Below are 22,159 nucleotides of genomic sequence, written 5' to 3'. Positions count from 1 at the left end.
TGCGAAAAAAAGTCATTCTCGGTATAATTAGAACATACATTCGTTTTTAGGAGGTGGATAAAAATGAAAGAAGTAAAATTTTTACATATTGCAGATTTGCATTTAGACAGTCCTTTTGTCGGTTTGAAGTCCCTTCCTAAGCCGATTTACGAACAAATTAAAGAAGCGAGCTATCGTTCATTTCAAGAAACAATCAGGCGGGCGGTAGCCGAACAAGTGGATTTTGTCCTAATTGCAGGCGATATTTATGATAAGGAAGACCGCAGTATTAAGGCGCAAGTTCAATTTTACAAAGAGATGAAACGGCTGGAAGAAGCCAAAATTGACGTGTTCCTTATTCACGGAAACCATGATTTTTTAGAAAAAGGAAAAGATTTAATTGCCTTGCCTGAAAATGTGCACACGTTTTTCGAGGAAGTAAGCGATATGGTTTGGCAAGATGGCGACAAAAAAGTAAAAATATACGGCTTTAGTTACCCAGCGCGGCATGTATTAGAAAATAAGACGGCTCTTTATCAAACAAGTGGCGATGCGGATTTTCATATTGCGATGTTACACGGGTCGGAGCTTACGAAATCGAGCGAGCACGATGTGTATGCACCGTTTCGTTTGGAAGAAATTACTCGAAAAGGATTTGACTACTGGGCGCTTGGGCACATTCATAAACGCGAGATTTTGTCTAAAAACCCAGGCGTATATTATCCGGGCGTTATTCAAGGCCGAAATCGGAAAGAAGCTGGCGAAAAAGGTGGCACAATTGTTACGTTAAACGAATTTGGCGTGCAATTTGATTTTTTTCAAACGGCACCAATTATTTGGGAACAAATTCGCCTAGAATTTAAGGAAGAGGTAACGAATAACAGCCTTTTTCGCAAATTAGAAGATGTTCTTTTGGAATTTGAAAATCGTGAGGCTTCTTATATTTTGGACATTGACGTCTCGATTAATCAAAACATTGCGCACGAAGAATGGCTGCCCATGTTGCAAGACGGTCGCGCTAATGAAACGCCTTTTGTATGGGTGAATCGTCTAAGCTTTATGACAAAAAAAGGTTTGTCTAAAGATTGGTTCCATGAAGGGATTTTGCAGGGTGAATTGACGCGTTCAGCGGCGGAGTTAAGCGAGGAAGAGGCTTTTTTCAAAAATGTTGAGCCGCTCTATTTTCATAATGGCATCAGAAAATTTTTGCCAGATATAACGGAAGATAAGCGTGCCCAAATTGTGTTACAGGCGACCAAAAAAGTAGATGAAATCCTAAATCAGGTGGAGGGAGAGCGCAAATGAAAATAACTGCCATTGCGATTTTAGGTTACGGAAAATGGTCGAATGTGACGTTTTCGGATTTAGCAGATTTCCAACTTGTTTACGGCGGCAACGAAGCTGGCAAGTCTACGATTATGGCTTTTATTCATAGCGTTTTATTTGGATTTCCGACAAAGCAAAGTTCGATTCCGCGTATGGAGCCAAAAAATAAAGGGCCATACGGTGGGAAATTAACGCTTGCTGACACGAAACTTGGCGTTGTCACGGTTGAACGGTTGCGCGGAAAAGCGACGGGGGACGTAACGGTTCAACTCGAAAACGGTGACGTGTTTGGCGAGGAGAAGCTAGCGGAGATTTTAGGCGAGATGGATCGTCAAACGTACGAAGCGATTTTTTCTTTTGATATTCACGGTTTGCAACACGTTCAGCAAATGAAACAAGCTGAGTTTGAAAAGCAGCTGCTAGTAGCGGGAACTGCCGGTTCGGATACGCTTTTACAGGCGCTTTTGCAACTTGAAAAGCAAATGGAACTCTTGTTTAAGCCAAATGGACGGAATCCGCAAATCAACCAAGCGATTCAAGCGACAAATAAAGTGCATGAATCCTATCTTTCGGCCAAGCAAAACAATGATAATTACGCCAAGCTACTTGCGAAATTGACAGAGCTAGACGATGCATCGGCGGAAAGATTTAACGAACGCAAAACGTTGACAGGCGAACTTTCAAAACTTGAATGGATGAAGGAAAAATGGCCGGTTTATACGGAGTGGCAATCCTTACAAGAGAAAATCAAACCGGCAGCAGATGAATTTCCAGTAGATGGAAATATTCGTTTAGAGCACTTTCTAAATCGGATACGCGAACGCGAAAATGAATTATTACAACTGAAAGTGCGTAAAAAAGTGCTGGAAGACAGCGGGATTCAAAACGGAGCGATTGCGGATAAATCACAAATTGGCCAGATTGAATCGCAACTTGAAATGTGGCCGATTTATCAGGAACGCAAAGCGGCATTTTTAGAGCTGCAATTTGAAGAGCGGAAACAATTGGAACAGGTGACAATGGAATTTGATGAGCTGCCACTTCATTGGACGGCTGAAACTGATCAAGAAGTAAAACAAATTAGTCGCGAGCAGGAAAAGCTGGACAATGATGTTAAAACGGAAGAATTAACACGCGCTTTTCTCCAAAAAGAAGAAGATGGTGTGCAAGAAGAAATTGATGCACTGGAAGAAGTAATGTGGCCGGCTGAAAAATGGAAAGAAAGCGCGAACCACAAAAATACGAACAAATGGCGTGAATTTTTGTGGCCGACTTCCATGATTTTGACACTGTTTTCTGTCGTGCTAGCCATGGTGTTTTCCTCGTTTTGGCTGTATGGACTGGCCGTTTTATTCGCTGCAAGCTCGCTTTTTTTCTATATGAAAAGGCCAGCGCAAAATGTGGAGGCGCAGTTCATTTATGAAGAGCAGAAAAAATACCGCAACAAATGGCAGCAATTGTATGTGAAAATGGACGGCATCGCCCATAAAAAAGCACAGAGCGAAATGATTCTTCAAGAAAAATCAGAGAAAAAAGCATATTTAGAACAAAAACAAGCTTTGCTCTATAAAAAATGGGATATGCCACCTAAAAATGATTTTTCAGTAGATATGGCCGAACTGAAAGCACAAATTGAATTGCAAAACAGATTAGTGGACATCAAACGCCAATTAGTCGAAAAAGAAAAATTCATCAAGGACTGGGAAGCTAATTTATTCGCCCTGCCTGGCGATGCGACCTCGCCTGAAGAGCGCGTAGCATATTTGCGGCAAAGCTTAATTTCATATCGGGAAAATCAAACGGATTTTGCGAAGCGTGAGGAAAAATTAGACCAGCTTGCAAACCAAATTGATTTGCTTGAACGTGATTTGCGGGACTTAAAACTGGAAAAAAGCAACTTGATGGCGCAAGCCGGCGCGCATTCAGAGGACGATTTTAGACAAAAGGGGCTTGAAGCGCAAGTGCATCAAGAGGCCAAAGCACGGTTACTGCTTTTAGAAGCCGAATTGCCGGCACGGGAAAATTTTGCGGGCTATGATGAACTTTCTAAGCTGAAGGAGCAAGAATTTTTGGTGAAGCAAAAAATCGCCAATTTAGAAGCAGAATCGCGCGAATTTGAGCGGCAACGTGCCGAATTGAAACACGAAATTGAACGACTTGAAGAAGGTGGTCTGTATGCAGAACAAAAACAGCTGTTTTATTTAGCGCAAACGGATTTAACGGAACTTGCGGAAGAGTGGTTTGTTTTAAAGACCGCGCATGAAGTGTTGAAGCAAACAGTTGTCCACTTACAAGAAGAAAAATTTCCGAAAGCTTTGCAATTTGCTTCGACTTATTTTGAAAAGTTAACGCACGAAAGATATAAGCGGATTTATTTTGAAAATAATCGCATACGTGTTGAAAATACTGAACAAGTGATGTTTTCGCCAGAAGAACTCAGTCAAGCGACAAAAGAGCAACTTTACTTATCACTACGTTTTGCTTTAGTTGAAACGATAGCTGATGAATATCCATTCCCTATTCTGATTGATGATGGCTTTGTTAATTTTGATCAGTCGCGTCTCGATTTAATGATGGAACTTCTGCGCTATAAAAAAACGAGCAATCAAGTTATTTTCTTTACGTGTCATGAGGAAACTAGCAAATATTTTTCACCTAACGATAGACTCATGCTATACTAAACATAAGAAAATGCATAGACGGAAAGTAGGCGAAATGATTGGAAAGAAAATTATTAGAATTTGATGTCGGCGAGAGCATAGAGTTGTTTTTACTCATAAAATCCAGTGTGAAAGGAACGGCAAGCAACGGGAAACCATTCCTGAGCCTTGTCTTGCAAGATAAATCTGGAGAACTTGAAGCAAAACTTTGGGATGTGTCAGAAAACGATGAAGCGGCTTATGCAGCAGAACATATCGTTCACATTGCAGGTGATATTCAAAATTATCGCGGAAGAAAGCAGCTCAAAATCCGTCAAATTCGTCAGGCGAGCCCTTTAGACAATGTGAGCGCAGGCGAATTTATGGAAACGGCCCCAGTTAATAAAGATGAAATGGCCGAAGAGATTACACAATATATTTTTGAAATGAAAAATGCCAATTTACAACGCATCACGCGTTCGCTTTTAAAAAAATATCAGGATAAGTTTTATGATTATCCTGCGGCGGTTCGACACCACCATGAGTTTGTATCAGGTTTAAGTTACCATGTCGTTTCCATGCTGAGACTCGCCAAATCCATTAGTGACCTTTATCCAAGTGTTAATCGCGATTTGCTTTATGCAGGAGTTATTTTACACGATTTGGGAAAAGTTATTGAATTGTCTGGGCCTGTTTCCACAACGTATACGATAGAAGGCAATTTGATTGGGCACATCTCGATTGTCGTAGAAGAAGTGAGTAAAATGGCTGAGGAATTGCATATTGACGGGGAAGAAGTAGTTGTTTTAAAACATATTCTACTTGCTCATCATGGTAAAGGGGAGTGGGGAAGCCCTAAGCCACCACTTGTCCGAGAAGCGGAAATTTTGCATCAAATTGATTTGATGGACGCTTCAATGAACATGATGGAGAAAGCACTACGCCATACAAAACCAGGAGAATTTTCAGAACGAATCTTCGGCTTGGATAACCGTGCTTTTTATCGTCCAACTTTCGATGATAAATAAAAAGGATAGCCTAATTTTAGGCTATCCTTTTTGCTTTTATTTTTTAGAGTCGTCGCTAGATTTAGAAGATGAATAATCTTTAAATGCATCTTTCAAATCTTTGTCTTCAATTTTCACATCAGCGTCTTTGTAAACATCTTTAAGCGCTTTTTGCATGTTTTCTTGGTTGATTTGAGAAGCTACATAAGCATCTTTTACTTGTTTCTTATCTTTTTCAAAAGTAGTTTTGCTTGCTGGTTCATCCATTTGGATAATGTGGTAACCATATTGAGTTTTTACAGGAGCACTGACGTCGCCTTTGTTTTTAAGAGCATAAGCTGCTTTTTCAAACGCAGGATCCATTTTTCCTGGACCGAATGGCTCAAGTTTACCGCCATTTTCTTTTGTTGCTGTATCAGTAGAGTATTCTTTTGCTAAGTCAGCGAATTTTGCACCGTCTTTAAGTTTTTTCTCTACTTCGTTTGCAGTTTTTTCATCACCAACAAGAATATGACTTACAGTAATATCTGGTTGCCAAGTTTTGTAGTATTCTTTTAGCGTTTTATCATCGGTTTTAATGTTTGCTTCAGTAGCTTTTGTTACAAGCATGTTGTACTTGATGTTTTCTTTGAAGCTTTCTTCAGTTAAACCGCTTTGCGCAAGAACTGTTGCAAATTGATCGCCATATTGATCTTTGTATTTTTGAACTTCAGCATCAACTTCTTTGTCCGTTACTTTATACTTATCTTCAAGAATTTTCTCGAAAGTAAGTTGTTGAACAATTTGATCGCCGTATTTATCTTTCATTGCTTCGTAAAGCTCATCTTTGGTAACGTCCCCGTTATCAGTTTTGACAACATCGCCGCCATTACCACAGGCTGTTAAACCGACTACTGCCATTGCAGAAACGATTCCTAATGTCATTTTCTTTTTGATTTTCATTAAACTAAACACTCTCCTTAGTTGATTGTAAATATCTCCTGTTTACGAATACTATCATAACACATTTTATTCCATAATTTATGAATATGTCAAAAATTTAATGGTATTCTCATGGAATTTTTGCACTTACTCAGCGATTAAAATAGAAAAGCCACGTTTTCCATCCTCAACATAGCAATTTTTCGGGCATTTGCGTATACGGTTGACGTGAATAAAGTCAGGACAACACATTCCAATATGGACCGATAGTAAAATGAGAAATACCGGTGAATTCCAAATCGGAATCAAAAGCGCAATGCCAAAAAAGATAAATAGAATGAAAAGAAACGGGAAAAGCAATGAAAAAATATATCGCTTTCGTGGAACAATTTGTTTAATACGAACATGAAGACAAGGTAGTATATAAAAATGCTTTTTAATACCAATTTGTAGTCCAGAGTGATAACGGAATAAAGCTACCACATGTAGCACCTTATGAATAGGATAAATGAAAACGAGTCCTAAAAAAGAAGCCAAGTTATACGTAGTATCAAAATTATCAAAAACTAAAAAATTGTGAACCAAAAATAACACGCAAAGTGCGATAAATGAAATGAACGCACTTTTTAAAATAACACGATTATATTCATCACGGCGCTCTGTGTTAACAGATTTAAAGCAGCGCATTTTAACGTCCTCCAGTATATTCATCTTCGTACATACCATAGTATTGTATGCTCTCCGGCTTCGTATTTCAAGTCTTTTTAGAAATTTGATGGAAGAATTATGACGAAAAATTGACAGAAAAATCCCTCTACCAAGTGATAGAGGGAGATAAACATTACTTTGTATCTTTTTTTAATGTTTTTTCTAAGTCAGAAATTGTTTTTTGCATATCTTTAATTTCATCTTTTAAACGTTTTTTCTCTGGTTCCATTTCTTCATTCCATTTTGAAACAGATTCCATAATATCACCTGAAACATCTTTTAAAAGCGCGCTTCCTTCCGTGCCTAAAACTTGGACGGACTGTATTAATTCATTCGCATTATACGCAAGCTCTTTTAAAATAACGGATGCTTCACCAGATTTTTCTACAATGTTTTGACGCAATTCGCGACCGGATTTTGGTGCAAATAAAATGGATGTCGCAGCACCGGTAACAGCTCCCGCGAGTATACCGAATATCAAAGATTTTTTATCCAAAATAATCACTCCTTAGCAAGTTAGGTACCCAAAACTATAAATTTATTAAAGCGCTAATTTTTTCGGCGCGTTCGAGAAATTCTTCCTGGGTATATGTATTTGAGTTCTCTTTCCATTTAAGACCGAAGTCATCATTATTTTTTGAATAACGTGGTATTAAATGTACGTGGCAATGAAAGACGGTTTGTGAAGCCACTTCTTCATTGTTATTTAAAATATTCAGTCCATCCGCATTGTAAACATTTTTTACAGCGTTTGCGATTTTAGGAATACGTCTGAAAAGTTGAGCAGCCGTATCTTCATCTAAATCAAGCATGTTGCGAGCATGTTTTTTCGGAACAACAAGCGTATGGCCTTTTGTCACTTGTCCTAAATCTAAAAAGGCATAAACGGCATCATCTTCATAGATTTTTGCAGAGGGAATATCCCCATTTATAATTTTGCAGAAAATACAATCTTCCACGTGCAATACCACCTTTCGTTAGTTAAATTGTTTCTACATACTAATTTACCATAAAAAAATCGGAAAAGCTTGTTTCAGGGCTAGATAATTATTGAGAAGTTTAGTTATAAATATGCTATTATTAAAAGTAAGCAAAAAATAGATTACAGACTGAGATTATTTAAGGAGGCTTCTAAAACAATGCCCTTACTTGAAGTAGAACACTTAACTGGTGGCTATACGAAACGACCAGTATTAAAAGATATTTCATTTGAAATTGAAGAAAAGCAAATTATTGGACTCATTGGATTAAACGGAGCGGGGAAGAGTACTACAATAAAGCATATCACCGGATTAATGCAACCCAAAATAGGACAAATTCGAATTAATGGTCACGAATTAACGGAAAATGTTGAAAAATATCGCTCACAGTTTTCCTATATTCCAGAAACGCCGATATTATATGAAGAATTAACTTTGCACGAACATTTAGAGCTTACAGCAATGGCTTATGGCCTGACGCAGGAAGAGTTTGAAGCGCGAATGACACCACTTTTAAAAGAATTTCGTTTAGAAAAAAAATTAAATTGGTTTCCGGCGCATTTTTCAAAAGGAATGAAACAAAAGGTGATGATTATGTCTGCTTTCCTAGTAGAGCCGAAACTATATATTATCGATGAACCATTTGTCGGTCTAGATCCGCTTGGAATCCAGTCTTTGCTCGGTTGGATTCGCGAAATGCGTGATAAAGGTGCGAGCATTTTAATGTCAACGCATATTTTGGCAACAGCCGAAAAGTATTGCGATAGTTTTATCATTCTTCATCACGGCGAAGTACGAGCAGAAGGGACGCTTCAGGAGTTGCAAGAACAATTTGGGATGAGCGGAGCATCTCTGGATGAAATCTATGTCCAATTAACAAAGGAAGAAGACAACAATGAAGAAGAAATTTGACAGCCTAGAACTTTTTCGCGAAAGATTTAGTTCTTATACAGATGAGTTAAATAAATATCTCCGTTATATGTTTAACGACCATCTGCTTTTCGTGTTAATCATTGGTATAGGAGCGGGTATTTTTTATTATGCTGATTGGGTGAAACATATCTCGCCTAGTTTTCCAGCAGTACCGCTCATGGTTGTATTATTAACATGCACAGTTTGTTTTGGTAGTATCGCTACGCTTTTAAAACGACCTGATGCTGTATATTTAATTGTTCAAGAAAAAGAAATGCATCGCTACTTTCAAAAAACAAAATGGACAACGGCTTTCATGCAAAGCTATCTATTTGCCATTGTCTTACTTGCTGCAATGCCAATGTATGTGGCGGTAACAGGCTATAGCTACACACGTTTTATGCCATTATTTATCATGATTCTCGGAATTAAATTTTGGAACACATATGTTCAATTTGAAGTGGCTAAGCTGGATAATCCTGACACCACATGGATGTTTTTCCGCGTTTTAATCAACGCATTTAGTTTATATGTGCTGCTAGCTTTTTCACTATTTTGGGCAATCCCGCTTGTCATCATCTTATTTGCAGGAAGTTTTTATTTTATCCGCTTAAAAGTAGTAGGAAAAACACTGCGCTGGGAGTATCTAATTGAAAAAGAAGAGGCGCGCATGAACCGCTTCTATCGCCTAGTCAACCTCTTTACAGATGTGCCGCATCTGAAAGGTACAGTCAGACGAAGAAGTTATTTGGATTTCTTATATAAACCGATTCCCTACGCGAAACGCAAAACATTCGCTTATTTATTCAGCAGGACTTTTGTAAGAACAAACGAATATATTGGATTGTACACGCGCCTAGTAGCAATCGCGCTATTGCTACTCATTTTCATTCAAGGCTTCTATATTAATATTATCGTTTCCTTACTTTTTCTATATTTAACTGGTTTTCAGTTTATTCCAATGCTCAAACATTTTGATGGACAAATGATGCTTCAACTTTATCCAATTCAAGATGCTTACCGAACACGAAGTTTCATTCACTTCGTCCGTATTTTGCTTGTCGCCCAAGCAGTTCTATTCGGAATTGTTGGAGTCGCTCAAAATGGCACAATTGGAGGATTAGTCATTTTAGGTGCAAATTTGGCCTTTGTTGCCATTTTTTCCTTCCTATACATTCCATTTCGCGTCAAGAAAATGTACGCATAAAGTAGCTTGTAGAAAAACGCTAAACTTAAGCAAAACATACCACGTATAATCAGACTGTTGACAAATGGTGAGATTTTAGGCAAAGCCGAGGCAAGAACTGTTTGTCATCAGTCTGATAAAGAAACGCGTTGTGAGCGGTCTGCTCACAACGCGTTTCTTTATTTTATTTCGAGTCATGCGAGAATTCAGGGAAATGATACGTATCAATATGTGAAAAACCAATTTGCGTATTATTATTTTCCATCACTTTAATTACTTGCGCATGATGAGGCGTTGTTTTCCACGCTTGGTAATACCGTTCAGAATCCCAAAACGTCAAAATTAAGTATTTGTTTTGCGTCACTGATTGTCCAAGCTGAACACATTGTAAGCCTGCCGTATCAGCTAAAATAGCAGCAATGTTTTGATACATCTTAAGAAAAATGGGAATCTCTTCATCACGTACCATGATATATTCAAAGGTTACAGAACCGAAACCTTTTATTTCACCGTAAGATTGCATTAAACGGTACGTGGAAGCCTCCTTTAAAACAGTAGGATTTTTTGATTCTTCAATTAAAACCGCATTACTATAATTTTGTAAAAGAATAAGTGGTTCATTTGGGTGGTCAGCCAGCACTTGCCGCAAATAGTGCTCCGTTCCAGATGTAATATAAATATTTTTCATGATCCTAACCAGCTTTCTGTTTTGAAATTATGTTGCTGAAATTCATTTTCCACCTTTAGAAAGTTTTAAACAAGCTTTAAGCAATTTGTTTGGTTTTAAACATGATTTTTAGTATTCTTGGGTGGGACTGTAAAATATTATATGCGAGGGGCAGACAACGGGATGAAAAAAATCGAGAATGACTTGTTTTTACGAGCTGCAAGAAAGGAAGCGGTTGATACGATACCAGTTTGGTATATGCGACAAGCTGGACGTTCTCAGCCGGAATATCGAAAACTAAAAGAAAAGTATTCGCTTTTTGAAATTACGCATAACCCAGAATTATGTGCGTATGTGACGCGTCTTCCTGTAGAAAATTATGGTGTAGATGCAGCAATTTTATATAAAGATATTATGACGCCACTCGTCGGAATGGGCGTCGAAGTTGAAATCAAAAGTGGGATTGGGCCTGTCATCCATAATCCGATTCGGACCATTCAAGATGTTGAAAAGCTAGACGTGCTTTCGCCGCAGACAGATGTACCTTATATTTTAGACACGATAAAGTTATTAACAGAGGAACAACTTACTGTGCCGCTCATTGGTTTTTCAGGCGCGCCGTTTACACTGGCAAGCTACATGGTAGAAGGTGGTCCTTCTAAAAGCTATCATAAAACGAAAAGTTTGATGTATCGTGAGCCAGCGCTCTGGTTTTTATTTATGGAGAAACTTGGAAAAATGACAGCAGACTATTTAATTGCCCAAATTGAAGCCGGAGCGAGTGCCGTCCAGATTTTCGATTCCTGGGTCGGGGCAGTCAGTCGGGCCGATTATGTGCAGTACATAAAACCGACGATGCAGGAAATCATTCGAACAGTGAAAGCGGTGCATCCAGATGTGCCAATCATTATGCAAGCGGTCGCTGCGGCACATCTTGTAGATGAATTTAACGATTTACAAGTAGATGTTGTTGGTGTTGATTGGCGTATGACGATACAAGAAGCACAAGAAAGGCTGTCGAATATGGCATTACAAGGGAACTTAGACCCTTCCATGCTTCTCGCAAAAGAAAAATGTTTTGAGCAAACGAATGAAATCCTCGTGCAAGGAACGAAAAAGCCGGGCTTCATTTTCAATCTGGGTCATGGTGTTTTCCCTGATGTTGAGCCCGAAATGTTGAAAGAATTGACGCGATTTATTCATGAACGTAGCAAAATTTTATTAGGGAGTGACAAAAAATCATGAAACAAGTTGGATTATTAGTGATGGCTTACGGAACACCTTATAAAGATGAAGATATCGAGCGTTATTACACAGATATTCGGCACGGAAGAAAGCCAACAGATGAGATGGTTTCGGACTTGCGCGGCAGATATCACGCAATCGGTGGCTTATCGCCGCTTGCCAAAATAACCGAGGAGCAAGCGTATGGTCTCGAACGGACGCTTAATGAGTTTCAAGAGGAAGTGCAGTTCAAAGCTTATATTGGATTAAAGCATATTGAGCCTTTCATCGAGGACGCTGTTTCAAAGATGCGTAAGGACGGAATTGATGAGGCGATATCAATTGTTTTAGCACCGCACTACTCGAGCTTTAGCGTCCGAGCGTACAATAAGCGCGCACAAGATGCAGCAGACAAGCTCGGCGGGCCGGTCATTAGAAACATTAACGACTGGTACACGGAACCGAAATTTATTCAAATGTGGGCGGACCGAATTAACGCCGCGACAAATGAAATCCCAAATAGCGAACTAGATGAAAGCATTCTAATTGTTTCCGCGCATAGCTTGCCTGAAAAAATTAAAGCGCACGGCGACCCGTATCCTGACCAATTAGCTGAAACTGCAAAATTACTTTTTGATAAAGTAAACGTACCGCATTACGCGCTAGGCTGGCAAAGCGAAGGAAAAACTGGCGAGCCATGGCTTGGGCCAGATGTGCAAGACTTAACGCGCGATTTATACAAGGAAAAAGCGTACAAACATTTCATTTACACACCAGTTGGCTTTGTTGCAGAGCACCTTGAAGTGCTTTACGACAATGATTATGAATGTAAAGTGGTGACAGACGAAGTAGGTGCGACTTATCATCGTCCACCAATGCCAAATGCGGATCCAGAGTTTTTAGAAGTCTTAAAAACGGTTGTTTGGAATAAATATAAAGCGAAATTCTGAGAGTGCACTTAGTGTGCTCTTTTTGTTTCTAAAAAATGAAAACGTTTTCGATTTTTTTACCATAATACTATAAACTTTTAATCGGATTCTCATTTTTATGGGGCATAATGAATTAAGGTTAAGGTTCATAGGAGGTTTAAATGATGAATAATACAAAAGAGAAAAAACGAATTGCTGATAATGTAGCGTTTTATATGACGATGAATGGATATACAAAACGAACTTTCGCGAAAGCAGTTGGCGTAAGTCAAAATACAATCACGGCAGTTATGACTGGAAAGATGAGGAATCAAAAGAAATTTGATAAATACATACACGACATGACCGAAAAACTTCAATTAGAAGTAAATTATTTTAAAAAAGATCAAGCGGAAATTGCGGCTGAACCAATTAAATTCCAAGACGAAAATAAACTTCATCTTGGCGATGAAAAATTCAACACCTTAAGTTTGATGCTGAAAATTGGCGAAATACATTACGAATGGGAATAAAATTGACAAGAGCTCCTTATTTCATTTGAGATAAGGGGTTTTTATTTGCTTTAAAATAATTGCTAGCACAGGGCTCTTTTATGTCCAACTTGTTGACTAATTTTCATTTATCAACTAAAATGAAAGCACTTTTTGATGAGCTATTTTGGATAGGGAGTGGAAGAACTTGATTAAAAAACTGACATCAGCAAATGAACAAGAACTGAACGAACTACTTAAACCAGAAGCACTTTTAAATTTGTTTATTTTAGGAGATATCGAAAATTTCGGCTATGATAATGATATTATTGACATTTGGGGCGAATACAATGAAGATTCTTCTGAATTAATTGCTTGTCTATTACGGTTTGAACGTAATTTCTTACCTTATTCAAAAACAGAAAACTTCAATGCGCAAGGTTTTGCGGAAATCATTAAAGGTTATGAAAATTTTAATATTAGCGGGATTCCGCGTGTGACGAAGCAATTTGAGAAGTATATTCCAGATTTAAACAAGAAGCGTCATGATTCTTTCTTTGGAAAATGCAATAATGCGAGCATGATGAATGCGAATCGTGAAGTGATTATCCGGTCGGCAAAAGCTGAAGATGTTGCGGAAATTATTACGATGCGCGCAGAGATTAAAGAATTTGGTGAACGCGTGGAAAATGAGGAGCTTGTTATTCGGCAATTAGAACAAGGATCGAAACGGATTTATTATATTGAACAAGATAATCGTGTTGTATCTGTTGTGGAATCGTCAGCAGAGAATTCTTTTTCAGCGATGATTACGGGTGTGGCAACACTTGATACATACAGAGGGAACGGATTTGCGAGTACACTGATGAAACGAATTTGTTGTGATTTACTTGCGGAAGGTAAAACGCCATGTTTATTTTATGATAATCCGGTTGCTGGAAAAATTTATCATAAAATTGGCTTTGAAGATGTGAGTGATTTTGCGCTTTACAGATAAGGGATAGTCCGATATGAAAACCATACGCAAGTCTGATAGGGATTCCTTTGGAAATATGCTATACTTTTTTTATGAGTTTAAAGACGGGAGAGATTTATGATGAGTGAAGTAAGACAAAATGAACGGATACACGCTGAAGAAGCGACTAATAAGCAAGTGATTATGCAAAAAACATTAAACTGGTTCGTGATTTCATTACTAGTTGCAACACTCGGGGCGGCAGTGGGGAACTCGCTTAATCCAGCTTGGTTTATCCCACTTGTTGTGTTAGAATTTGCGCTTTTAATTGCGGCCATTGTTGTTCGTAGGAAAAAAGAATTGAGTCGAACATGGGGCTTCCCAATTTTACTTGCTTTTGCCTTCGTAACAGGTCTGATGCTTGGCCCAACGTTAACGTATTATTTTAACGCCGGCGCAGGAACAGCCGTTTTACTTGCCTTTGTGACGGCATCGGTTACGTTCACAGTACTAGGCTTTGTCGGAGCAAAAATGAAAACTGACTTACACTTTTTAGGGAAAGCTTTGTTCGCGGGACTAATTATTTTAGTGCTATTCTCGCTTTTTGGATTGTTTATGCCGCTAGGCGGATTCTCAATGATTATTGCGGGAGCAGGAACATTAATTTTCTCGCTTTACATTTTGTTTGATTTCAACCAAATTATGAAACGAGACGTAACGCTTGATGATGTTCCAATGCTTGCACTTAGCTTATATTTAGATTTTCTAAATCTATTTCTATACTTGCTCCAATTGTTCACTGGACGCGATTAATAGTCAAAACTCATCGGGGGATATCTTCGGTGAGTTTTTTTGAAAAAAGTTATAATTTCATTGGACAAAGAAGGTCAAACGTCCTATAATATTATTAAGGTCAAATTTGGTCAAAGTGTATTTTAAAGGAGGCCATATGATGGAAATGCAAAAATTTACAACGCAAGTTCAGGAGACAATTGAGGAGGCGCAGAAATTGGCGCAAGGTGCTTTGCATCAGGCGATTGATGTGGTGCATATTTTTAAAGTGCTGCTAGATGAGAGCGACTTTACAAAACGTGTGTATGACATCGCGGAAGTCCGCGCGGACGCGCTTAACGAAACGCTTACGAATGCTTTAGACAAAATTCCTGTTGTAAGTGGAACGAACATTGAATACGGGAGTTCGATGACTCAAGAGCTTTATACGTTAATGATGGACGCTGAGAAAGAAGAAAAAGAGTTGAATGATGAATTTATTTCAACGGAACATTTACTTTTAGCGATAATGAATCAAAAGAAAACGGTTGTGGCGGAGGAAATTTTGTCACAAGGTAAAAATAAAAAAATGATTTTAGATGCGGTGATGCAAATTCGAGGAGGTAAGCGTGTGACCAGTCAAAATGCAGAAGAAAATTATGAGGCTTTAACGAAATACGGGCGGGATTTAGTTGCGGAAGTGCGCAGCGGGAAACTTGACCCGGTTATTGGGCGCGATACGGAAATTCGTAACGTGATTCGGATTTTATCGCGGAAAACGAAAAATAATCCGGTTCTAATTGGGGAACCAGGCGTTGGGAAAACGGCGATTGTGGAAGGACTTGCACAGCGAATTGTACGCAAAGATGTGCCAGAAGGCTTAAAAGATAAAACGATTATTTCGCTTGATTTAGGGGCGCTCATTGCTGGCGCGAAATACCGCGGGGAATTTGAGGAGCGTTTGAAGGCGGTTCTGCAAGAAGTGAAGGAATCAGAAGGGCAAGTCCTACTTTTCATTGATGAAATTCATACGATTGTTGGGGCCGGCAAAACGGACGGGGCGATGGATGCTGGGAATATGCTGAAACCGATGCTCGCGCGGGGCGAGCTCCACTGTATTGGCGCGACAACGCTTGATGAATATCGCCAGTACATCGAAAAAGATGCTGCACTAGAGCGCCGCTTTCAAAAAGTATTAGTTCCCGAACCGACTGTCGAGGATACGGTTTCGATTTTACGGGGGTTAAAGGAGCGATTTGAAATCCACCACGGGGTTAATATTCACGATAACGCGCTTGTAGCGGCCGCAACACTTTCGAACCGCTATATTACCGACCGCTTCTTGCCAGATAAGGCGATTGACCTGATTGACGAGGCGTGTGCGACAATTCGGGTGGAGATTGACTCGATGCCGAGTGAGCTTGACGAAGTGACACGTAAAGTGATGCAACTCGAAATTGAAGAGGCGGCTTTAAAAGAAGAAAAAGACCCAGCAAGTGTTAGACGCCTAGAAATGCTTCAAAAAGAATTAGCGGACTACAAAGAAGAAGCAAACAAAATGAAATCAAAGTGGGAATCTGAAAAAAGTGAGATTGGTAAAATTCGCGAAGTGCGTGAGCAAATTGATGCAGCTCGCCACGCGCTTGAAGAGGCTGAAAATAATTATGATTTAGCGAAGGCGGCGGAACTGCGTCACGGGAAGATTCCAGAACTCGAAAAAGAATTAGCGCAACTTGAAGCGGAAAATCATGCAAAGGCGCAAGATGAGGAGCGTTTACTTCAAGAAGAAGTGACGGAAAATGAAATTGCTGAAATTATTGGGCGCTGGACGGGTATTCCGGTGACAAAACTTGTTGAAGGCGAACGAGAGAAGCTATTAAAACTGGCGGACGCACTTCATGAAAAGGTGATTGGGCAAGACAATGCGGTCGATTTAGTCAGCGATGCAGTGCTTCGTGCGCGCGCTGGAATTAAAGATCCGAATCGTCCAATTGGTTCGTTTATTTTCTTAGGGCCGACGGGTGTTGGGAAGACGGAGCTTGCGAAAGCTTTGGCTTACAATATGTTTGATTCGGAAGAGCATATGATTCGGATTGATATGTCGGAATATATGGAGAAACATGCGGTTTCAAGGCTGGTCGGTGCGCCTCCTGGCTATGTTGGTTATGAGGAAGGCGGGCAATTGACGGAAGCTGTGCGGCGTAATCCGTATTCGATTGTATTGCTAGATGAAATCGAAAAGGCGCATCCAGATGTGTTCAATATTTTGCTACAAGTGCTAGACGATGGTCGCATTACAGATTCGCAAGGGAGACTTGTGGACTTCAAAAATACGGTCATCATTATGACGAGCAACATCGGTTCGACGATGCTACTTGAACGCACGGAAGATGGCGAAATTTCTGCTGAGCTCGAACAAGATGTGCAAAAGGTGCTGCAAGCGTCGTTCAAGCCGGAATTTTTAAATCGTGTAGATGACATTGTTTTATTCAAACCTCTTACGCTAGAAAATGTCAAAGGAATTGTGGAGAAACTGGTTGCCCAGTTACAGCTGCGGCTACAAGCGCAGGAAATTCACATTTCGATGACAGATGAAGCCAAACAATTTGTTGCCGAGGAGGCCTATGATCCAGTTTACGGTGCGCGACCACTAAAACGCTATTTAGTTCGCCATGTGGAAACCCCGCTTGCACGCGAAATTGTTTCTGGCGCAGTTATGCCGCATACAACTGTTGAAATTGGACTTGTGGACGGAGAATTTACATTTAATGTGACGGATTAGAAGTAGGAGCGGATTTCCGCTCCTACTTCTTTGCTATTTTTAGCAACTCACATCATAAAAAAACGAGGAGTCGCTTAGTTGAAAGGAGTAAGCCAACTGCTTTTAAGGTTTATTTTCTACTAAAAAAGGGAAAATTTTGGTGTTAAGGTGTATAGTAGGTGTAGAGAGGATGATGAAGTTATGAAATTAGTTTTAATCCGTCATGGTCAAAGTGAGTGGAATAAACTGAATTTGTTTACTGGTTGGCATGATGTGGACTTATCCGAAGAAGGCATTTTGGAAGCAAAAACTGCTGGAAAGCGCATTAAAGAAGCAGGTCTAGAATTTGATGTCGCCTTTACCTCCGTTTTAACGCGTGCGATTAAAACGCTCAATTTTGCTTTAGAGGAGTCAAATCAAATGTGGGTGCCCGTACATAAATCGTGGCGTTTAAATGAACGGCATTACGGGGCTTTACAAGGATTGAATAAACAAGAAACAGCCGATAAATATGGTGCCGACCAGGTGCAAAAATGGCGTCGCAGCTATGACACGTTGCCGCCGCTGTTAGAAGAAAATGACGAGCGCCAAGCTAAAAACGATCGCCGCTATCAACTTCTTGATACACATGCGATTCCTTCTGGGGAAAATTTGAAGGTTACGCTTGAACGGGTAATCCCGTACTGGATGGACACAATTGCGCCGGAAATTAAATCAGGAAATCGCGTTGTGATTGCTGCTCACGGAAACAGTTTGCGCGCACTCGTGAAATTCCTAGAAGGCATTAGCGATGATGACATTATGGAACTCGAAATCCCAACAGGCGTTCCGCTTGTTTATGAGCTGGATAATGAATTGCAACCGCTAAACAAATATTATCTCGACAAATAAAAAGAAGCGTCCCAAACGGGACGCTTCTTTTTATTTAATATCGTAAATTTCGCTATCTTTTGGCATAAGAAGTGGAATAACAAGTACGAAAAATGAAATCCCAACTGTCAAAATAAGTCCTCTAGTGAAATCGAATGGCACGTAAAGCATGGAAGAAAGTACGAATTCAGCCATCATCGAAAGGAAAAACACCCAAATGATTGTTACGATATAACGCATAGCGGACACCTCGATTCACATTATTACTTGGTTAATTTTAGCATAAAGAAACAAATTATTCCAGTTTTAGCAAAGACACAAATAAAAAGTGTCACTGGATTGTAACATTTAGCTGAAAAACAGTTAAAAGCGTGTGATAGCAATACTTTTTTTGTTGTGTATTCATGATGTGATAAAACTGTTATATTTTTCACATCTTTTTATAATAAACAGCTGTTAAACTAAGTTTTGCAATTGAGGTTTACAGCAAGACAACTTTAAAGAATAGGATGTGCAATAAAGAAAGATGAAAAAAATTAAACATGCTGTTATAGCGTCGGTTATTGCTACTTCTGCTTTACTGCCGTTTGCTACTGTACAAGCGGAAGCTGCTGATAAATCGGGTGTAACAGCGTCACTTCAAGGAATGACAGTTTCACAGCAACAATTTGTTCAAGATATAGCACCAAAAGCGCAAGAACTACAAAAAAAATATGGTGTGTTAACAAGCGTCACAATCGCCCAAGCTATCGTAGAATCGAATTGGGGAAACAGTGGATTATCCACGCAAGCGAATAATTTATTTGGGATTAAAGGTTCTTATAATGGTGATTCCATCACCATGCAAACAACAGAATATGCCGGGGATGAGGCCTATAAAACAGATGCGGCATTTCGTTCTTACCCGAGCAGAGCAGCCTCTGTAGAAGATCATACGATGTTATTTGTAAATGGAATCAGCAGCGATCCTTACCTCTATCATGATGTATTAAATGAAACAGATTATAAACAAGCTTCAAAAGCCATTCAAGAAGCTGGATATGCGACAGATCCAAACTATGCCAATACTTTAATCCAAACCATTGAACGCTATAATTTAACCGCATATGATGATATTTATGATTCGATTCAAAAATCAGAATACGTGCTCGCTTATGGAAAAATGGAAGATCCTAAAAACGCCGCTATTTGGACCTCCCCGTACGGGACAAAAGGAGCAAAAAAAGTAGCCAATGCTTCCGCTTATAAAGAGAAAAGTTTACGTTTAGGTAAGAAAGTAACAACTGAAAGTGGCGACTGGTATGAAATTTTTGAAAATGGCAAACGTCTTGGCTACGTGGACACAGATGTAGTAGAAATTTTCTATACGCCAAAAAATGAAGTGCAAAAAGAAATGAAAAAATATGTCGTTGAAAATGACCAAAAAATTTATACGTATCCAGTAGAAGACAGCTCACAAATAAAAGGTAATCTTAACGATTTAAAAGGTAAGAAAGTCACTATCGATAAACGCGCTGATGTCAACAATGAATATTGGTATCGCATCACTGACAAAGATGGTAAATCGGTCGGCTGGTCAAAAGCGCCTGGTTTTTCCGACAACAACCCTAATAAATAGATAGTTAAAAAAATCGCCTAGTGCGATTTTTTTGTTCATAAAAAGTTTATTTTTTCTTTAGTTGGAGTTTAGTTTCTTTCGGTAAGATGACGATAGAAATTAACAAAGGAGGAAAAAATAATGAATAAACAAGTAAAAATAATGGGGGCATTTCTGCTCGGCGGAGCGGTGTTATTCACAACAGCATACGGGCAAACTACTTACGGTGAGGCGAAAAATGTCGAAGCAAAGAAATATGAACAAAAGAAAAAGTATGTTTCTGGGGAAAAAGCAACGCAAATACTCGGGAGCATCAACTGGCAAGGCACGAAAGTTTATGATAAAAAGGGGAATGACCTGACAGCAGAAAATCAAAACTTTATCGGCTTAGCAAAATACGAGTCTGAAACTGGACGCTACGAGTTCTTTGATGCTAAAACCGGGGAGTCAAGAAATGATGCGGGAACTTTCTTTGTAACCAATGATGGTAAAAAACGCGTTTTAATTTCGGAAACGTTAAACTATCAAGCGGTTGTCGAGATGGAAAAAATCAATCGCGATATTTTCACTTATAAACGCATGGGAAAAGATAAAGCGGGCAAAGACGTAGAAGTATACGTGGAGCACATTCCGTATAAAGGCAAAGATTTACAATTTACACAGCCGGACAAACAATTGAATTCGCAAACTGGAAAAATTATGAAATATGTTGACGGAGATAAAATTTTAGGAAACCGGCTTTGGAATGGCACAAAAGTTTTAGATGAAAAAGGAAATGATGTGACGGCTCAAAATCGGAACTTCATTAGCTTAGCAAAATTTGATAGCAAGACGAATAAATATGAATTTTACAACTTGCAAACGGGTGAAAGTCGGATGGACTATGGCTACTTTGACGTTTTACATGGCAATAAAATTCGCGCGCACGTTTCAATTGGAACAAATAAATACGGCGCCGCACTTGAACTTACAGAACTAAATCCAAATAAATTTACGTATAAACGAATCGGCAAAGATGCAGCAGGAAATGATGTTGTTGTTTTTGTGGAACATGAGCCTTATAAAGGACAATTAAATCCGAAATTTAGTTTCTAATTTATTCCCCTAGTACAGTTTTTGTGCTGGGGGTTTTTTACATAAAAAAACAATAAAATTGCTAATCGGACTAATATCTGTTAAAATTAGCACCAGGTCATAAAGACAGCTTTATATGGAGGAGAAACAATGAACGCAGGTATTCTAGGAGTAGGGAAATATGTTCCTGAAAGAGTATTAACTAACTTTGATTTGGAAAAAATGATGGAAACATCTGACGAATGGATTCGCACGCGTACAGGAATTCAGGAAAGACGTATTGCGCGTGACGATGAATATACACATGACATGGCTTATGAGGCGGCCAAAAAAGCAATTGAAAATGCAGGGTTGACGCCTGAAGATATTGATTTATTTATTGTGGCAACGATAACCCAAGAAGCTACTTTTCCGTCCGTTGGGAATATTATTCAAGATCGTTTGGGGGCTAAAAACGCTGCAGCCATGGACTTAGAAGCAGCATGCTCCGGATTCACCTACGGCGTTGTGACAGCTTCTCAATTTATCCAAACAGGAGCTTACAAGCATGTTGTTGTTGTTGGGGTAGATAAGTTATCAAAAATTACCGATTGGGACGACAGAAGTACAGCTGTATTATTTGGTGATGGTGCTGGCGCAGTTGTGATGGGGCCAGTTTCTGAAGATAAAGGTTTGCTATCGTTTGTTTTAGGTTCTGATGGTTCAGGCGGTAAATATTTAAATTTAAAAGCAGAGAATAATAAAATGTATATGAATGGACGTGAAGTTTTCCGTTTTGCTGTGCGTAAAATGGGTGATGCGTCAATGCAAGTGTTAGAAAAAGCTGGTTTAGAGAAAGCGGACTTAGACTTGCTAATTCCTCATCAAGCAAATATTCGTATCATGGAAGCATCGCGTGAGCGTCTAGATTTACCAGAAGAAAAATTAATGAAGACAGTTCATAAATACGGCAATACATCATCATCGTCCATCGCACTTGCTTTAATCGATGCGGTCGAGGAAGGACGAGTAAAAGACGGCGACAACTTATTACTTGTTGGCTTCGGCGCAGGTTTAACTTGGGGAGCGCTAGTTCTCCGTTGGGGTAAATAAATGCTTTAATTTTTAGATGTTTGAGGTGTTTTTATGTATAGATAAAGACACCTTTCTTTCTTTTGTGGTATAATAAAATCGGCTTGAATTT

21 protein-coding genes are annotated in these 22,159 nt (G+C 39.2%); 15 read left to right on the top strand and 6 right to left on the bottom strand.

From position 1 onward, the window contains the following. Positions 1-63 precede the first annotated feature (63 nt). Genes CFT42_RS04000 through yhaM form a run of 3 tightly spaced genes read left to right on the top strand, consistent with a single transcriptional unit; the run spans position 64 to position 4,972 of the window. Positions 64-1,284: a metallophosphoesterase family protein gene (locus CFT42_RS04000; protein ID WP_088815422.1), complete on the top strand. Its 1,221-nt coding sequence runs from the start codon at positions 64-66 to the stop codon at positions 1,282-1,284. Continuing rightward, a complete protein-coding gene (locus CFT42_RS03995; protein ID WP_088815421.1) occupies positions 1,281-3,986 on the top strand; it encodes an ATP-binding protein in 2,706 nt (901 codons plus the stop codon). Before CFT42_RS04000 ends, CFT42_RS03995 begins: the two co-directional genes overlap by 4 nt. Positions 3,987-4,024: 38 nt before the next feature. After that, complete coding sequence (yhaM, locus tag CFT42_RS03990; RefSeq protein WP_088815420.1) at positions 4,025-4,972, top strand: 3'-5' exoribonuclease YhaM; 948 nt, start codon at positions 4,025-4,027, stop codon at positions 4,970-4,972. Between the two features lie 36 nt (positions 4,973-5,008). On the opposite strand, the gene CFT42_RS03985 is transcribed toward yhaM, so the two are convergent. The 4 genes from CFT42_RS03985 to CFT42_RS03970 form a co-directional block, all read right to left on the bottom strand. Next, positions 5,009-5,887: a peptidylprolyl isomerase gene (locus CFT42_RS03985; protein WP_088809456.1), complete on the bottom strand. Its 879-nt coding sequence runs from the start codon at positions 5,885-5,887 to the stop codon at positions 5,009-5,011. 132 nt (positions 5,888-6,019) lie between these two features. Then, a complete protein-coding gene (locus tag CFT42_RS03980; RefSeq protein WP_088809334.1) occupies positions 6,020-6,559 on the bottom strand; it encodes a DUF3267 domain-containing protein in 540 nt (179 codons plus the stop codon). A gap of 154 nt (positions 6,560-6,713) precedes the next feature. Then, on the bottom strand, positions 6,714-7,076 hold the full coding sequence (locus CFT42_RS03975; protein ID WP_088809333.1) for a YtxH domain-containing protein: 363 nt from the start codon (positions 7,074-7,076) through the stop codon (positions 6,714-6,716). Between the two features lie 34 nt (positions 7,077-7,110). Beyond that, positions 7,111-7,539 carry an HIT family protein gene (locus CFT42_RS03970; RefSeq protein ID WP_088809332.1) on the bottom strand — a complete coding sequence of 143 codons (429 nt, stop codon included), beginning with the start codon at positions 7,537-7,539 and terminating at the stop codon, positions 7,111-7,113. Between the two features lie 180 nt (positions 7,540-7,719). On the opposite strand from CFT42_RS03970, the gene CFT42_RS03965 reads away from it, so the two are divergent. Continuing rightward, positions 7,720-8,472, top strand: coding sequence for an ABC transporter ATP-binding protein (locus tag CFT42_RS03965; protein ID WP_088815419.1), 753 nt, complete (start codon positions 7,720-7,722; stop codon positions 8,470-8,472). Beyond that, positions 8,456-9,679, top strand: coding sequence for an ABC transporter permease (locus CFT42_RS03960; protein ID WP_088815418.1), 1,224 nt, complete (start codon positions 8,456-8,458; stop codon positions 9,677-9,679). The genes CFT42_RS03965 and CFT42_RS03960 overlap by 17 nt, the downstream gene beginning before the upstream one ends. A gap of 163 nt (positions 9,680-9,842) precedes the next feature. Here CFT42_RS03960 and CFT42_RS03955 read toward each other — a convergent pair whose 3' ends face one another. Then, a complete protein-coding gene (locus CFT42_RS03955) occupies positions 9,843-10,346 on the bottom strand; it encodes an antibiotic biosynthesis monooxygenase family protein (protein WP_088809329.1) in 504 nt (167 codons plus the stop codon). A 162-nt stretch (positions 10,347-10,508) separates the two neighbouring features. On the opposite strand from CFT42_RS03955, the gene hemE reads away from it, so the two are divergent. From hemE to gpmA, 7 genes are all read left to right on the top strand, one after another. After that, entirely contained in the window at positions 10,509-11,570 is a 1,062-nt protein-coding gene (gene hemE / locus CFT42_RS03950; protein WP_088815417.1) for a uroporphyrinogen decarboxylase, read from the top strand. Beyond that, on the top strand, positions 11,564-12,499 hold the full coding sequence (gene hemH, locus CFT42_RS03945) for a ferrochelatase (protein ID WP_088809327.1): 936 nt from the start codon (positions 11,564-11,566) through the stop codon (positions 12,497-12,499). Before hemE ends, hemH begins: the two co-directional genes overlap by 7 nt. A 143-nt stretch (positions 12,500-12,642) precedes the next feature. After that, positions 12,643-12,990, top strand: coding sequence for a hypothetical protein (locus CFT42_RS03940; RefSeq protein WP_088809326.1), 348 nt, complete (start codon positions 12,643-12,645; stop codon positions 12,988-12,990). A gap of 166 nt (positions 12,991-13,156) precedes the next feature. Further along, positions 13,157-13,945, top strand: coding sequence for a GNAT family N-acetyltransferase (locus CFT42_RS03935; protein WP_088809325.1), 789 nt, complete (start codon positions 13,157-13,159; stop codon positions 13,943-13,945). A 99-nt stretch (positions 13,946-14,044) separates the two neighbouring features. Beyond that, positions 14,045-14,716 carry a Bax inhibitor-1/YccA family protein gene (locus CFT42_RS03930; protein ID WP_088809324.1) on the top strand — a complete coding sequence of 224 codons (672 nt, stop codon included), beginning with the start codon at positions 14,045-14,047 and terminating at the stop codon, positions 14,714-14,716. Between the two features lie 139 nt (positions 14,717-14,855). Continuing rightward, positions 14,856-17,456, top strand: coding sequence for an ATP-dependent chaperone ClpB (clpB, locus tag CFT42_RS03925; RefSeq protein ID WP_088809323.1), 2,601 nt, complete (start codon positions 14,856-14,858; stop codon positions 17,454-17,456). Positions 17,457-17,636: 180 nt separating this feature from the next. Further along, entirely contained in the window at positions 17,637-18,326 is a 690-nt protein-coding gene (gene gpmA / locus CFT42_RS03920; RefSeq protein WP_088809322.1) for a 2,3-diphosphoglycerate-dependent phosphoglycerate mutase, read from the top strand. Positions 18,327-18,356: 30 nt separating this feature from the next. Here the strand turns inward: gpmA and CFT42_RS03915 are convergent, their stop codons facing one another. Continuing rightward, on the bottom strand, positions 18,357-18,545 hold the full coding sequence (locus tag CFT42_RS03915) for a YjzD family protein (protein ID WP_007474606.1): 189 nt from the start codon (positions 18,543-18,545) through the stop codon (positions 18,357-18,359). 286 nt (positions 18,546-18,831) lie between these two features. On the opposite strand from CFT42_RS03915, the gene CFT42_RS03910 reads away from it, so the two are divergent. The 3 genes from CFT42_RS03910 to CFT42_RS03900 all read left to right on the top strand — a co-directional run bounded on the left by CFT42_RS03910 (position 18,832) and on the right by CFT42_RS03900 (position 22,068). After that, positions 18,832-19,923 (top strand): glucosaminidase domain-containing protein, encoded by a 1,092-nt coding sequence (locus tag CFT42_RS03910; RefSeq protein WP_088809321.1) that lies wholly within the window; start codon positions 18,832-18,834, stop codon positions 19,921-19,923. Positions 19,924-20,043: 120 nt separating this feature from the next. Beyond that, positions 20,044-20,997: a DUF4822 domain-containing protein gene (locus CFT42_RS03905; protein ID WP_088815416.1), complete on the top strand. Its 954-nt coding sequence runs from the start codon at positions 20,044-20,046 to the stop codon at positions 20,995-20,997. A gap of 129 nt (positions 20,998-21,126) precedes the next feature. Further along, entirely contained in the window at positions 21,127-22,068 is a 942-nt protein-coding gene (locus CFT42_RS03900) for a beta-ketoacyl-ACP synthase III (protein WP_088809319.1), read from the top strand. The last annotated feature ends 91 nt before the right edge of the window (positions 22,069-22,159 follow it).

It is taken from the genome of Listeria goaensis, from assembly GCF_900186125.1.
Lineage (GTDB): Bacteria > Bacillota > Bacilli > Lactobacillales > Listeriaceae > Listeria > Listeria goaensis.
Note: the sequence above shows the minus strand (reverse complement) of the source record. Positions and strands in the feature narration are given on the sequence as shown.